Here is a 14,163-nt window from a genome sequence, read left to right as displayed (position 1 = left end):
GGCCGTGCTCGGCTGGAGTCGTGAGCACGGGCCTGCCATCAGAGCGGGTGCTCCGGCTGCCGCCGCGCGAGACGCCGCCGCCACGACCCGCCTTCCCGCTGCTCGCGAGCATCGCGCCCATGCTGGTGGCCGGTGCGCTGTTCGCCATCACCCGTTCGCCGTTCGCGCTGCTGTTCGCCGTCTTCGGACCGGTCGCCGCGGTCGCCGCGCTGCTGGATGCCGCACGCACCCGCCGCCTCGCCGCCCGGCGGGCCGGCCGGGCCGAGAGCGAGGCGCTCGATGAGCTCTGCCGGCGTATCGACGACGCGCACGAACGCGAGCGACGCGCCGCGTGGGAGGCGCACCCGAGCGCGGCGACGAGCCTGCTGAGGGGTGAGAGCGACGTGCGGCGGTGGAAGGCGAGCGAGCCCACGTCCGTGGTCCTCGGCACGGCAGAGCTGCCCAGCGGCATCCGCGTCGAGCACGACGGCGAGCCTCACGAGCCCGGTGATCCCCGCGATGCCGGCGATCCCCGGGTGGCTGTCCTCGATCGTGCGGCTGTCGCGGCCGGCATGCCCCTCGTCGTCTCGGTCGCCGGCGGCATCGGGATCATCGGGGTGCAGCGGCTCGGCCGCGCACTGGCGCGCGGAATCGTACTGCAGCTCTGCACGGAGCTCTCACCGGCGCGGCTCGGGGTGCGCTGCGATCTGGAGGAGCCCTGGCTCCGGTCGCTGCCGCACCGGGTCGGCGCCGCGCCGGCATCCGGAGCCGTCACCGTGCTGCTGCGTTCGGAACGGGGTGCCGCGCCCGCCGACGCCCTCACCATCGCGCTCGGGTCCTCCCTCGCCGCGCTGCCCGAGGGCTGCCGTACGGTCGTCGCGGTGCGCGGTCCGGCCGAGGCGGAGGTGCTCACCGGGGACGGAGCCGGACGGAGCTTCGTACCCGAACTCGTCAGCGAACAGCAGGCCGATGCGCACGCGAGATCGCTTCGAGCATCCGCCGCCCGGCTCGCCCAGCCGGATCTGCCCGCCGAGGCGGCGTGGGAGAGCCTTCCAGCGGCGCCCCGAGAGGGACTCGCAGCGACGCTCGGCGTGAGCCCTGACGGGCCGCTCGTGATCGACCTCGTGTGTGAGGGTCCGCACGCGCTCGTCGGCGGCACCACCGGCAGCGGCAAGAGCGAACTGCTCATCACCTGGATCGTCGGCATGGCCGTCGGCCGTTCCCCGGATGAGTTCGCCTTCCTGCTCGTGGACTTCAAGGGCGGTGCCACGGCGAGCGCGGTGCAGGCCCTCCCGCACTGCATCGGCGTCGTCACCGATCTCGACGGTGCGCTGGCCGAGCGGATGCTCCTCAGCCTCGCCGCGGAGCTCCGGGAACGCGAACGCATCCTCGCCAACAACGGCGTTCCCGACATCGCGCGGCTGCGCGGGGGAACACTGCCGCGCCTGGTGGTGGTCGTCGACGAGCTCGCGGCGCTCCTGTCGGCGGCGCCGGCCGCCCACGAGCTGCTCGCCGACATCGCGGCCCGCGGGCGCTCCCTCGGCGTACACCTGATCCTCTGCGGGCAGCGGCCGGCCGGCGTCGCCCGGGAGTCGCTGCTCGCCAACTGCGGGTTGCGGATCTGCCTGCGAGTGACGGTGCCCACCGACAGCACCGCCATGATCGGAACCCCGCAGGCGGCCGGGATCGAGCGCTCGATGCCGGGTCGGGCATTTTTGGGGAGCCCCGCAGGGCCGATCGAGTGCCAGCTCGCCGTCGTCGCCCCGGTGAGTCTCGCCTCCGTCGCCTCCCGCAGCCACGCAGGACCGAGGCCACGACGGGCGTGGCTGGCGCCGCTTCCCGCGGAGATCCGCAGCGACGCGCCCATCGTCGAGGAGACCGTCCGGTGGGATCCGGTGCCATCCGGAGCCGTGCTGCTCGGCCTCTGCGACGATCCGGCGTCCCAGCGCCGTCGAACGGCCTCCTGGTCGATGCATGCCGGTGCGCTCCTCGTGGTCGGCAGTGCCAAGGCGGGGTGCTCGAACGTGCTGGAGCTGATCGCCGGCGGTGGAGGACATCCGCTCGTGCGTGATGAGGCTGCGCTGTGGGATGCGCTCGCGGGACCGCCCGGCGGCGCCGCCGCAGCACCGCTCCTGATCGACGACTTCGACGTGCTGCTGGAGCGGATGGACCTGGAATATCGACAGGCGGCGCTTCCCGCGCTCGCGGCGCAGATCCGGTCGGGGCGCCCGGTCGCGGTCGCCACCCGTCGACCCGCCCAGCTGGGCGGCCTCGTCGGGCTGTTCGACCAGCGACTGGTACTGCGGCTGACCGAGCGCACCGACCACGTGGCTCTCGGCGCCCCGGGGGTGCTCTGGGATCCGCGCTCAGCCGTGGGCTCCGGCACCTGGAAGGGGCTCGCGTTCCAGGCGCTGCGCGCGCCCTCCGGTCTCCCGACGCCGAGCTCCCCATCGACGAGCTCGCCGCTTCCGCCCGCCGATCGTACCCTCGTCGTCGTCTCCTCCCGGCCGGCGGTGACCGCCGCCGCCCTGCGGGCAGCAGGCCGCGCCGTCATGCTACTGAGCGGAGGCCGCGGACTGGACGTCGCCGCATCCGGTGCAGGAACGGCCATCGTCGGCGATCCGGATGCGTGGCAGGCCGAGTTCTCGGCGTTCACGGCACTGCGCCGCGAGTGCGCCGTGCTCTTCCACGGCTGCTCCCTGGCGGATTACCGTCTCCTGGCGCGGACGCGGGAACTGCCTCCGCTGCTCACCGGCGACAGCGGCCTCGCGTGGCTGCGCGACGTCGAGGGCGTCACCGTGCGCACCCGGCTTCCGGGCGGGACGTACGGCTAGGCCAGGGCGGCGGCCGGCTCGAGGGCGTCGACGCCGTTGGCGGCGGCGACGCCGGCGTTGTAGACGGCACCCCCGTGAACATTGAGCCCGAGGGCCAGCGCGGGGTCGGCGCGCAGGGCGTCGCGCCAGCCGGAACCGGCGATCGCCCGCACGTAGGGCAGCGTCGCGTTCGTGAGCGCGAACGTCGAGGTGTGGGGCACGGCGCCCGGCATGTTGGCCACGCAGTAGAACAGCGACTCGTGCACGACGAAGGTGGGGTCATCGTGCGTGGTCGGCCGGGAGTCCTCGAAGCAGCCGCCCTGGTCGACCGCGATGTCGACGAGAACGCTGCCGGGTCGCATCCTGGCCACCATCTCGTTGGTCACGAGCTTGGGCGCCTTCGCTCCCGGTACGAGCACCGAGCCGATGACGAGGTCGCTCTCGACGACTGCCTTGTCGACCTCGAAGCGGTTCGAGGCGATCGTGCGGATGCGGCCGCCGAAGAGGGCGTCCAGTTCGCGCAGCCGGAAGAGGTTCGTGTCGATCACCGTCACCTCTGCGCCGAGGCCAACGGCGATCTGCAGGGCGTTCGTTCCGGCCACGCCGCCGCCGAGGATGGTGACCCTGGCCGATGAGGTGCCGGGGACGCCGGGAACGAGCAGCCCCGGGCCGCCGTTGGGCTTCAGCATGGCGTTGGCGCCGACGAGAGGAGCCAACCGACCGGCGACCTCGCTCATCGGCGCGAGCAGGGGGAGGGCACGACTGGGCAGCTGCACGGTCTCGTAGGCGATCGCCGTGATGCCCGAGGTGAGCAGCGCCCGGGTCAGTTCCGGCTCGGCGGCCAGGTGCAGGTAGGCGAACAGCACCAGGTCATCGCGGAAGAAGCGGTACTCCGAGGCGATCGGCTCCTTCACCTTCAGCAGAACGTCGGCCCGGCCCCACACCGACTCGGCGTCGGGGGCGATCTCCGCTCCCGCGCGCTCGTAGGCGGCATCGGGAATGGAGGACCCGCGCCCCGCGCCCGACTGCACGATGACATCGTGCCCGTTCGCGACGAGGTCGTGCACGCCGGCCGGTGTGATGGCGACCCGGAACTCGTTGTTCTTGATCTCGGTCGGAACTGCGATCCTCATGTGGCTCCTCGTGCCTCGAGCGACGGCGGCGTCGCCACCGCCAGCCTAGCTTCACGCCGTGCCGTCTCATTCGAGATCGTTCCTCATCAGGCGTGAATGCTGCTGATTCCGCACACAAGCATCGCGGAATGCAACGAATCTGTCACTAATCGGTGCGTATGGCGGCGCGGTGTGCGAATATCGTCGCACCCCGGGTTGCCCGGATTCGTGCCACCGCCGAAGGAGTTCCACCGCGTGATGACGCCCCAGATGCCCGAAGACCCCATGATCCGCTCACTCATCGCGCAGGCCCGTCGGGCGCAGCTCGGACGGCGCGCACTGCTCTCCGGAGCCGGGGCGGGCATCACGGCACTGGCGCTGGCCGCATGCTCGACCGGAGGCAGTGCCAAGCCGACCCCCGCGGCCGACAGATCGGCGTCGGACAAGAAGCTGAACTGGGCGAACTGGGCGGCGTACATCGACGAGGACGAGGCGGGCAACTACCCGACTCTCGAGGCGTTCACGAAGCAGACCGGCATCAAGGTCAACTACGACGTGGCCGTCGACGATAACAACACCTACTACGGCAAGGTGAAGGACCAGCTCGCGCTCGGCCAGGACATCGGCGCCGACGCCGTCTGCCTCACCGACTGGATGGTCGCCCGCTGGATCCGCTTCGGCTACACGCAGAAGCTCGACCACTCGAAGATGCCGAACCTGGCCAACCTCACCCCCACCCTGCAGAACGTGGACTTCGACAAGGGCCGCACGATGAGCGTGCCGTGGCAGGGCGGATTCGCCGGCGTCTGCTGGAACACCGAGAAGGTGCCGGGCGGGATCGCGTCGGTGAAGGACCTCTGGGACTCCTCCCTGAAGGGCCGTGTCGGCGTGCTCAGCGAGATGCGCGACACGGTGGGACTGATCATGCAGAGCCAGGGCGTCGACATCGGCGCAGACTGGGGCGACGACGAGTTCAGCGCGGCCAACGACGAACTGAAGAAGCAGGTCTCCGACGGCCAGGTGCGCAACATCAAGGGCAATTCCTACCTCGAAGACCTGAAGAGCGAAGACACCCTGGCCGCCATCTGCTGGTCGGGAGACATCACCGTGCTCAACAACGAGGCCGGTGGCAAGTGGCAGTTCGCGATCCCGAGCGACGGGGGCACGCTGTGGAACGACAACTTCCTCGTGCCGATCGGCTCCAGCCGCAAGGCCAACGCCGAGAAGCTCATCGACTACTACTACCAGCCCGAGGTCGCCGCCCAGGTCGCCGCCTGGGTCAACTTCATCACGCCCGTCGTGGGAGCCAAGGAGGCGGCGCAGGCCATCGACCCCGAGCTCGCCGAGAACCAGCTCATCTTCCCCTCCGCCGAGACGCTCGCCCAGACGCAGGTGTTCCGCACCCTGAGCGGGGCCGAGGAGCAGAAGTACCAGGCCGAGTTCCAGAGCGTCCTGTTGGGAGCGTGAGAGTGGCAGCGACCGAATTCGCCGATCGCGGCGCCGACCTGAGCCTCGATGGCATCCAGAAGCGCTTCCCCGGCTTCACGGCCATCGAGGACCTGAACCTCGAGATCCCGGCCGGCTCGTTCTTCGCCCTGCTCGGACCATCCGGCTGCGGCAAGACCACCACCCTGCGCCTCGTGGCCGGGCTGGAGGAGCCGACGCAGGGTCGCATCCTCATCGGGGGAACCGATGTCACCGCGACCAAGCCGCATCATCGCCCCGTCAACACCGTCTTTCAGAGCTATGCGCTGTTCCCGCACATGAGCGTGCTCGAGAACGTCGCCTTCGGCCTGCGTCGTCGCCGGGTGGCGGATGCCGGCACGCGCGCCCATGAGGCCCTGCGCCTGGTCGAACTCGACCACCTCGCCGATCGCCGGCCGCAGCAGCTCTCGGGCGGCCAGCAGCAGCGCGTGGCGCTCGCCCGGGCCATCGTGAATCGTCCCGCGCTCCTGCTGCTCGACGAGCCGCTCGGCGCCCTCGACCTCAAGCTCCGGCGCCAGATGCAACTGGAACTGAAGAGCATCCAGGAGGAGGTCGGGCTGACCTTCCTGCATGTGACGCACGACCAGGAGGAGGCCATGACCATGGCCGACACGGTCGCCGTCATGAACAAGGGCCGCATCGAGCAACTCGGCGCGCCAGAGGCGCTCTACGAGCTGCCGCGCACGGCCTTCGTGGCCAATTTCCTCGGCCAGTCCAACCTCTTCACGGGGAGCGTCGTCGAAGCCACCGGCGATCACATCGCCGTCGCGGCGGCGGGCGGACGGGTCGCCGTGCCCACGAGCCGTGCGGTGCGCCACGCCGGAACCGTGACGGTGGGCGTGCGCCCCGAGAAGCTCACGCTGCACTCCGGCCCCGTCGATGCGGAGGCGGGCCGCAACGTACTCGGGCCCGGCCGGGTCATCGACGTCTCGTTCTCCGGCGTGAGCACGCAGTACCTGGTCGCGCTTCCCGGTGCGGGCACCGTGATCGTGTTCGCGCAGAACCGCGACTTCGGACCGCTGAGCCATGTGGGCGAGGAGGTCTGGATCAGCTGGAACGTCGCGCACTCGTTCGGGCTCGCCGACGAGGCTCCCGAGGCCCCGCGATTCGTGGCAGACACCGACACGACGAGCATCGCCGCGCAACGTCGCGAGGCCCTGCTCGCCGAACTGGACGAGTAGCCCCGCGATGGCCTTCGCCGCATTCTCGACGCCGACGGCGAGCGCGGAACCCGCGCCGCGCCGCACCGGCCGCATCGCCCTCGTGCTGCTGCTACCGGGCATCCTCTACCTCGTGCTGTTCTTCCTGGCACCGCTCGTCTCGCTGCTGCTCACCTCGCTGCAGGCTCCGCGGGAATTCGGCGACATCGGCGAGTACGACTTCGCCTTCAACTGGCAGAACTACGTCGACGTCGTCGGCACCTACTGGCCGCACATCGTGCGCTCGTTCGGCTACGCCCTGGCTGCGACCGTGCTCGCCCTGCTGTTCAGCTACCCGCTGGCGTACTTCATCGGAGTCAAGGCCCGTCGGTGGCCGTTGCTGCAGAGCCTCATGCTCGTGCTCGTGATCGCCCCGTTCTTCATCAGCTTCCTGTTGCGCACCCTCGCCTGGAAGCAGCTGCTCTCCGACGAGTCCATCGTGATCACCTCACTCAAGGCGCTCTCCCTCATGGCGCCGGATGCCCACTTCACCGGCACGCCGGCAGCGGTGATCTTCGGCCTGACGTACAACTTCATCCCGTTCATGACGCTGCCACTGTTCACCACGCTCGAGCGCCTCGACACCCGCTACCTCGAGGCGGGAAGCGACCTCTACGCGAGCCCCTTCCACATCTTCCGCACGGTCACGTTGCCGCTCTCGATGCCCGGCGTCGTGGCGGGAACCCTGCTGACGTTCATTCCCGCGGCGGGGGACTACGTGAACGCGAGCCGGGACTTCCTCGGCGGCTCGGACACGCAGATGATGGGCAACGTGATCGAGGCGAACTTCCTCGTCCTGCTGAACTATCCGGCGGCCGCGGCGCTCTCGATCATCCTCATGGCGGTCATCCTGGTCTTCGTCGGCGTCTACGTGCGTCGCAGTGGAACGGAGGAGCTGCTGTGAGCGGGGAGATGCAGGCCGGAACGGTCGTCGCCGGAATGGTCGGCACGGAGGAGCTCGAGGCGGCTCCCGGTCGCACGTCGCCCGCGCGCCCGAGGGGCACGCGCTTCGGGGTCGGCTCGTGGCTGCTGCCGCTCTACGCCGTGCTCGCGTTCATCTTCCTGCTCATCCCGATCGCCTACACGTTCGTCTTCTCGTTCAACGACTCTCTCAAGTCGAACATCTCCTGGCGCGGGTTCACCCTCGACAAGTGGCTCAACGTCTGCGCCGTGCAGAACGGAGCCGTCTGCGAGTCGTTCGGCAACAGCGTCGTCATCGGCGTCGTCTCCACCGTGGTCGCGACCATCCTCGGCACGGCCATCGCGATCGCCCTGGTGCGCTACCGCTTCCGGGCCCGCTCGGCGATCAGCCTGCTGCTCTTCCTGCCGATGGCCACCCCCGAGGTCGTGCTCGGTGCCGGCCTGGCGGCGCAGTTCCTCACGCTCGGCGTGCAGAAGGGCATGCTGACGATCATCATCGCCCACATCATGTTCTGCATCAGCTTCGTCGTCGTCACCGTCAAGGCGCGCGTGGCGAGCCTGGACCCGGCGCTCGAGGAGGCCGGCCGCGACCTCTACGGATCACCCACCCAGGTGTTCTGGCGCATCACGTTCCCCCTGCTGCTGCCCGGCATCATCGCGGCGGCCCTGCTGTCGTTCGCGCTGAGCTTCGACGACTTCATCATCACGAACTTCAACTCGGGGTCGGTGATGACCTTCCCGAAGTACATCTACATCTCGGCCTCACGCGGCATCCCGGCCGAGGCCAACGTGATCGCCTCGGCGGTGTTCCTGTTCGCGATCGTGCTCGTGCTCGTGGCGCAGGTGTCGCAGGCGCTGCGCCGGCGGCGGCTCGCGCGGGGCTGACCCCTCCGCGTCGCGCGGCTCAGACGGTGGCGCGGATGCTGCCCACCCGACGCGTGCCGCCGAGCACCCAGAGATCCAGCTCCTGCAGCACGGGCTCGACCGCCGCTGCGTCGAGAGCGCCGGCCTGCACGAGCAGGCGCAGCGCCACCGCGTGCACGGCACGCGTGTTGCCGTCGAGCACCTTGAGCGCGACCGTCGTGCCGTCGGGGGCGACCACCATGACGGATCCCTCTGCGCCGTACTTCGAGAACACGCCGAGACGCTCGATGATGATCGAGTCGCCGAGTCCGGGGCCGGCGATCACCCAGGGGTGCTCGCGCACCGCCTCCGTGAGCGCGCCCGCCTCGCGGTAGAGCGCGAACGGAGAGGACGGCGTCGAGGTGGCGATGCGCTGGATGCCGTGGGCGAGCGCCGCGAGCGAGATCGCGTGCACCGGTGCACCGCAGCCGTCGACGCCGCTCGCCGACGGGCGTTCCCCCGTGAGACGTTCGAGGATGTCGAGGATGCGCTTCTGCAGCGGGTGCTCGGGCTCGAGGTAGCCCGCGAGGTCCCACCCGCTGCGCACGCACGCCGCGAGCATGGCCGCGTGCTTGCCCGAGCAGTTCATGTAGACGGGCGCGGGGGCGCCGCCGCTGCGCACGATCGCGTCACGCGCTGCGGAGTCCTGGGGGAGCGCGGGCGGGCAGCCGAGCGCCGACTCCGGAACGCCTGCCCGCGCGAGCACGCCGCGTACGAGATCGACGTGCCGAGCGGTTCCCGAGTGGCTCGCGGTGGCGATGGCGGCATCCTCACCGCGCAGGTTGACTCCGCTCGACATCACGGCGACCGCCTGGAAGGGCTTGAGGCACGATCGCGAGAACACGGGCGCCGAGACGTCGCCGAGGGTGCGGATCACCTCGCCCGTCGGCGAGAGCACGATGGCGGAGCCGGCGTGACGCGACTCGATGAAACCGCTGCGTTCCACGACGGCGAGTTCGACGGCGGCTTCGACGGCGAAGGTCTCCGACACGTCAGGCGAGGTCGGCCAGGGCGTCGGCGAGCACGCCGAGCGCATCGGTGATGAGCTCGTCGGTGACCGCGAGGCTCGGGAGGAACCGCAGCACGTTCCCGTAGGTGCCCGCGCTGAGGAACAGCACGCCCTGCTGCGCCGCGAACGTGGTGATGCGGCTCACGGCCTCGGGGTAGGGGGCCTTCGTGGTCTTCGCCGTTCCGGGCTGCACGAGTTCGATGGCGACCATGGCTCCGCGACCGCGGATCTCGCCGATGATGTCGTACCGTTCGGCGAGCTCTTGCAGGCCGGCCGTCAAGGTGCGCTCGATGCGCTCGGCCTGGGCGAGCAGGTCGCCCGCCTCGATGGCCTCGAAGACGGCGACGGCCGCGGCGCACGCGACCGGGTTGCCGCCGAACGTGCCCCCGAGTCCGCCGGGCTGTGCGGCATCCATGATCTGGGCGCGGCCCGTGACCGCGGCGAGCGGGAGTCCGCCGGCGATGCCCTTCGCGGTGAGCACGAGATCGGGCTCGAGCCCGAAGTGCTCGCTCGCGTAGTAGCGGCCGGTGCGGGCCATGCCGCTCTGGATCTCGTCGGCGATGAAGACGACGCCGTTCGCGGTGCACCACTCCTGCAGGGCGGGCAGGTAGCCGTCGGCCGGAACCATGAAGCCGCCCTCACCCTGGATGGGTTCGACGACGAGGCAGGCCAGGTCGGATGCGCCGATGACCTTCTCGAGCCACCCGATCGTGCGGGCCGCGGCATCCGCGCCCGAGAGTCCGTCGCGGTAGGGGTAGGAGCTGGGGGCGTGGTAGACGTCACCGGCGAGGGGACCGAAGCCGGTCGCGTACGGCATCGCCTTGTAGTTCATCGCCATCGTCAGGTTGGTGCGGCCGTGGTACGCGTGATCGAGCACGGCGACGGCTCGGCGGCCGGTGTACTTGCGTGCGATCTTCACACCGTTCTCGACGGCCTCGGCACCCGAGTTGACCAGCACGCTCTTCTTCGCCCAGTCGCCAGGGGTGTGCTCGGCGAGCAGCTCGGCGACGCGCACGTACTCCTCGTACGGAGTGATGGTGAACAGGGTGTGGATGACGTCCTGCAACTGCGACGCGGCGGCCTGGACCACCCCGGCCTCGGTGTGGCCGACGGTCGTCACGCCGATGCCGGCTCCGAAGTCGACGAACTGGTTGCCGTCGACGTCGACGAGCACCGCGCCGTTCGCCTTCTCGATGTAGACGGGAAGGGTGGAGGAGACGCCGCTGGAGACGACGGCCGAACGGCGCTCGTGGATGGCGCGGGACCGCGGCCCCGGAACCTCTGTGATGATGCGACGCTCCTGGGGAACGCTGTAGACCGGGGTTTCGAGGGTGGCGGTGGGCTCAGTCATGGTGCCCCAAGCCTACCGTTCGCCGCTCCGCTCGGGCGTACGAGCGAGGTCGGATCGGCGCCCGGATGCGCCCCCAGCCAGCGGATCAGTAGCCGGGGACAGCGGGCGGGGTGTGCGGTGCGATCGGGCGGCCGTGTGCGGCACGGATGCTCTCGTGCGCCTGGTCGCGGCCATCGAGCGTCGCAGCCTCGGCATCCTGCTGGGACCAACGCCGGATGGCCGCCACCCAGCGCCCGTCGCGGTCGAGGGCGGCGAGTTCGTCTCCGTGCTCGAGCCGCTGGTGGGCCAGATGCTCGTCATCGCTGCTGTGGTCGAGCACCCGGGTGTCACGGATGGCCCAGAAGATGAGCGGGTTCATGTCGTGCTCCGTCGCCTCGCGCCGGCGGCGATACCCGTCACCGGCTATATCTATTCACCGGTTACAGGCTAACGTAACCATCAACGGCTGTACAGTGGTTTCATGACGGATGGCGGAAACGTGCCGGAGCGTGGCGCGAACGGCCCGTCGGAGCGCGCGCAGGAGCTCATGATCGCGTTCCTGAACTCGGTGGATATCGAGGAGGGCACCGACGAGATCACCACGCCGACCGAGCTCGAGGCTTGGGCGCGGGCGCGGGGCCTCACGGGTGGTGACCTCGGCCAGGTCCGAGAGCTGCGGGGGGCGCTGCGCTCCCTGGCGAGCGGCGAGCCGGTCGAGTCCCCCGCGGCGAGCGTTCCGATCCGACTCACCGGCGGTACGGTGCAGGCCCAGGCGAGCACCGTCTGCGAGGCGGTGCTCGCGAGCGCCTTCACGCTGAGCATTGAGGGCCGCCTGGGACGCATCAGGCTCTGCCGTGCCGAGGACTGCGCTTACGCGTTCTACGACCGCTCCCGCAACGGATCGCGCGCGTGGTGCGACATGGGGCTCTGCGGCAATCGTGCGAAGGCGCGCAGCTACCGGGAGCGACGGCCGTAGGGCGAAGCCGCGCGCGGGTTCGTCTGCCGGGGAGTCAGGCGCCGTCCCCGATCCAGCGCGGCGGTCTGCACGGCTGCCCGCCGACGATGTTCGCGCACGGTCCGAAGATCGTGGGGTAGGGCTGGGCGGTCGGGTCTCCGAACCACTTCGTGTAGAGCATCCAGAAGTTCAGGTTGCCGTGCGACGAACAGGCGTCTCCCTCCCCGCCGAGGTCAGCGAGGGCGGCATCGTTGGGCTGGTACGGCGTGTAGTTGTACAGGTTGGCGGTCGCCTGGTTGCGGATGCCCACCTCTGCGGCGCCGCAGGCGGCATCCGGGTCGAAGCTCACCGGAACCGAGCCGACGTGGTAAGCCCTCGCGGGATGCTGGGTGTACTGACGGAACTGCCAGGCGGCGCTGTAGACCTGGTTGAAGAAGCCGAAGTAGTCGGCGTCGCAGTCGGCGGTGTCGGGGCACGCGTACCCGGTCGCGCGCAGGTAGCCGCGTGCGTCGGGGCGGGTGAGCAGCGACTGCTCCTTCTGCAGCAGCACGAGCAGCGTGCGCGGACTGATGCCGCACGCCTTCGCCACCCGGGTGATGATGCGCGCGGCCGACTCGTCGGCGGCTCCCCGGTAGGCGCTGCAGTGTCCCGGCTCCTGTGCCGGCTTGCTCGTCGTGGTCTCGGTGTAATCGGCCAGGCAGGGGGAGTCGTCCTTGGGACGGCAGGCGATGCTCTCGAGGAACTCCTGTACCTGTCGCGAGGTCATCGCGTCCGCATTGAAGAAGTTGTAGTCGCTGACGATGAAGCCGGGGTCGAAGTCGTCGGCGTCGCGTGGCAGCCTGCCCCCGTCGACGGCGACGAGCGGATGCTGCCGGATTCCGGCGTCCGTGTGGCTGCCCTGCGCCACCGCGGAGGGGGCGGGAGCCGCCACCGTGAGAACGGCGAGCGTGAGCGCCGTCGCGATCACTGCGATGATGCCGCGCATCCGCGGCAGCCTGCTGTTCCCCACGGCGCACACCCTACCGGCGGCGGCTGGGAGCAACGCGGGACTCAGCGTCGCTCGCGGGGCAGCACCCGATCCACGAGGCGGGCAACGCCCGAGGGCGGAACCTCGTTGTACGCGTCGGCGAGCTCCTGGCCGCTGAGGGCGTGGATGGCCGCCATGATGTCGTCGGTCGCATGCCGACGGGCCCGACCCGACGTCGCCGGCCCGTGCACGCTCAGGTCGAGCGGCTCGCCGAAGGCGACGGTGAAGCGGCGCGGCCGCGGCACGTTGGTGCCGACGGGCTGGATGCGCTCGGTTCCGCGCAGGCCGACGGGCACGACTGTGGCCCCAGTCGACAGCGCGAGGAAGGCCACCCCGGTACGACCCTTGTACAGCCGGCCGTCCAGCGACCGGGTTCCCTCGGGATAGAGGGCGAACGCGCCTCCGGAGGCGAGGATGCGGGTGCCGATCTCGAGCGACTCCTGGCCGGCCGCGCCGGCACCTCGCTCGACGGGTACGACCCCGATGGAGCGGAAGAACCAGCGGATGACGGACCCCTTGACCCCGGTCCCCTCGAAGTACACGGACTTGGCCATGAACTGGAGTCGTCGGGGAGCTCCGATCGGAATGGCGATGCTGTCGATGAACGAGAGGTGGTTGCTCGCGAAGATGACCGGTCCGCTGCGGGGAACGTTGCGTCGACCCAGGATGCGCGGCCGGAAGTAGAGCATCACGAGAGGCCACAGCAATGCCTTGCAGAACGCGTAGAGAAAGCCGGGCCGGGGAACGGCAGCGCTCGGCGCCGGGCTCTCGTCGACCATCCTTCAACGGTATACCCGGTGTATGCCGCCGCCGGCATCTAGGCGGAGGCCGAGCACCGGTGGCCAGGTCAGAAGGGTGGTTCGTCGGTGTCTTTGCTGTACCCGGTGGGGGTGGTGATGGTGAGGGTGCCGGCTCGGTTTCGTTCGTATTGGAACCGGGTTTCGTGTTTGACGGTGTGGCCGGGTTCGCAGAGGTTGGCGAGGTTGGTCTCGTCGGTGGTGCCGCCGTATTGCCAGTCGTGGGAGTGGTCGATGTCGCATTCCTTGGCGGGCCGGTTGCAGCCGGGTTCCGCGCAGGTGCGGTATTTCAGTCGCAGCCAGTCCCGCATCTCACGTGTCGGCCGGTACCGGGTGCGACCCAACGCCAGCTTGATGCCGGTGAAGGGGTCGGTGGCGATCCGCCGGAAACTGGGGGCCTGGGCGAACAGGGCCCGGGCGGTGTCATCATCGATGATGCCGTACCCCTCCAGCGTGGCCGCGTCCGCGGCGGCGATCTGCCGGGCAGCCTCCGCCCCGGCCTCACCAGCACCTTCGTCGGTGCCGATGAGTCGGAGGACGGGGACGGTGACGAACACTTCGGTGCGCACCTGGTAGGGGGTGCCGGCTCGAGGGTGTCAGATTCTCTGTGTAAGAGCTGGCGGGTCGGTCTGA

13 protein-coding genes are annotated in these 14,163 nt (G+C 70.0%); 6 read left to right on the top strand and 7 right to left on the bottom strand.

Translation table 11 applies throughout. The annotated features are described in order from the left end of the window. Positions 1–20: 20 nt before the first annotated feature. Positions 21–2,813, top strand: a complete 2,793-nt coding sequence (locus WDJ51_RS07315) for an FtsK/SpoIIIE domain-containing protein (RefSeq protein ID WP_337851781.1) — start codon at positions 21–23, stop codon at positions 2,811–2,813. Here WDJ51_RS07315 and ald read toward each other — a convergent pair. Further along, entirely contained in the window at positions 2,810–3,925 is a 1,116-nt protein-coding gene (gene ald / locus WDJ51_RS07310) for an alanine dehydrogenase (protein WP_337851780.1), read from the bottom strand. The genes WDJ51_RS07315 and ald overlap by 4 nt on opposite strands. Before the next feature lie 237 nt (positions 3,926–4,162). Here ald and WDJ51_RS07305 point away from each other — a divergent pair, with 237 nt between their 5' ends. The 4 genes from WDJ51_RS07305 to WDJ51_RS07290 are packed head-to-tail and all read left to right on the top strand — an operon-like array spanning position 4,163 to position 8,394. Continuing rightward, entirely contained in the window at positions 4,163–5,371 is a 1,209-nt protein-coding gene (locus WDJ51_RS07305; RefSeq protein ID WP_337851829.1) for an ABC transporter substrate-binding protein, read from the top strand. 2 nt (positions 5,372–5,373) lie between these two features. Then, complete coding sequence (locus tag WDJ51_RS07300) at positions 5,374–6,570, top strand: ABC transporter ATP-binding protein (protein WP_337851779.1); 1,197 nt, start codon at positions 5,374–5,376, stop codon at positions 6,568–6,570. 7 nt (positions 6,571–6,577) lie between these two features. Then, positions 6,578–7,492, top strand: a complete 915-nt coding sequence (locus tag WDJ51_RS07295; protein ID WP_337851778.1) for an ABC transporter permease — start codon at positions 6,578–6,580, stop codon at positions 7,490–7,492. Beyond that, positions 7,489–8,394: an ABC transporter permease gene (locus WDJ51_RS07290; protein ID WP_337851777.1), complete on the top strand. Its 906-nt coding sequence runs from the start codon at positions 7,489–7,491 to the stop codon at positions 8,392–8,394. Before WDJ51_RS07295 ends, WDJ51_RS07290 begins: the two co-directional genes overlap by 4 nt. A 19-nt stretch (positions 8,395–8,413) precedes the next feature. Here WDJ51_RS07290 and WDJ51_RS07285 read toward each other — a convergent pair whose 3' ends face one another. The 3 genes from WDJ51_RS07285 to WDJ51_RS07275 all read right to left on the bottom strand — a co-directional run bounded on the left by WDJ51_RS07285 (position 8,414) and on the right by WDJ51_RS07275 (position 11,130). Continuing rightward, a complete protein-coding gene (locus tag WDJ51_RS07285; protein ID WP_337851776.1) occupies positions 8,414–9,403 on the bottom strand; it encodes an asparaginase in 990 nt (329 codons plus the stop codon). A gap of 1 nt (position 9,404) precedes the next feature. Then, positions 9,405–10,772, bottom strand: coding sequence for a 4-aminobutyrate--2-oxoglutarate transaminase (gene gabT / locus WDJ51_RS07280; protein WP_337851775.1), 1,368 nt, complete (start codon positions 10,770–10,772; stop codon positions 9,405–9,407). An 85-nt stretch (positions 10,773–10,857) separates the two neighbouring features. Next, entirely contained in the window at positions 10,858–11,130 is a 273-nt protein-coding gene (locus WDJ51_RS07275; RefSeq protein ID WP_337851774.1) for a hypothetical protein, read from the bottom strand. A gap of 102 nt (positions 11,131–11,232) precedes the next feature. Between WDJ51_RS07275 and WDJ51_RS07270 the strand changes: the two genes are divergently transcribed. Beyond that, positions 11,233–11,727, top strand: coding sequence for a CGNR zinc finger domain-containing protein (locus WDJ51_RS07270; protein WP_337851773.1), 495 nt, complete (start codon positions 11,233–11,235; stop codon positions 11,725–11,727). A 34-nt stretch (positions 11,728–11,761) separates the two neighbouring features. Here the strand turns inward: WDJ51_RS07270 and WDJ51_RS07265 are convergent, their stop codons facing one another. The 3 genes from WDJ51_RS07265 to WDJ51_RS07255 all read right to left on the bottom strand — a co-directional run bounded on the left by WDJ51_RS07265 (position 11,762) and on the right by WDJ51_RS07255 (position 14,099). Continuing rightward, complete coding sequence (locus WDJ51_RS07265; protein ID WP_337851772.1) at positions 11,762–12,715, bottom strand: hypothetical protein; 954 nt, start codon at positions 12,713–12,715, stop codon at positions 11,762–11,764. A 41-nt stretch (positions 12,716–12,756) separates the two neighbouring features. After that, entirely contained in the window at positions 12,757–13,512 is a 756-nt protein-coding gene (locus WDJ51_RS07260; RefSeq protein WP_337851771.1) for a lysophospholipid acyltransferase family protein, read from the bottom strand. A 68-nt stretch (positions 13,513–13,580) separates the two neighbouring features. Next, positions 13,581–14,099 carry an HNH endonuclease signature motif containing protein gene (locus WDJ51_RS07255; protein ID WP_337851770.1) on the bottom strand — a complete coding sequence of 173 codons (519 nt, stop codon included), beginning with the start codon at positions 14,097–14,099 and terminating at the stop codon, positions 13,581–13,583. Positions 14,100–14,163: the final 64 nt, after the last annotated feature.

Source organism: Rathayibacter sp. YIM 133350, from assembly GCF_037404875.1.
GTDB lineage: Bacteria > Actinomycetota > Actinomycetes > Actinomycetales > Microbacteriaceae > Orlajensenia.
The sequence above is the reverse complement of the archived record's forward strand: the minus strand, read 5'-3'. Positions and strand labels throughout refer to the sequence as shown.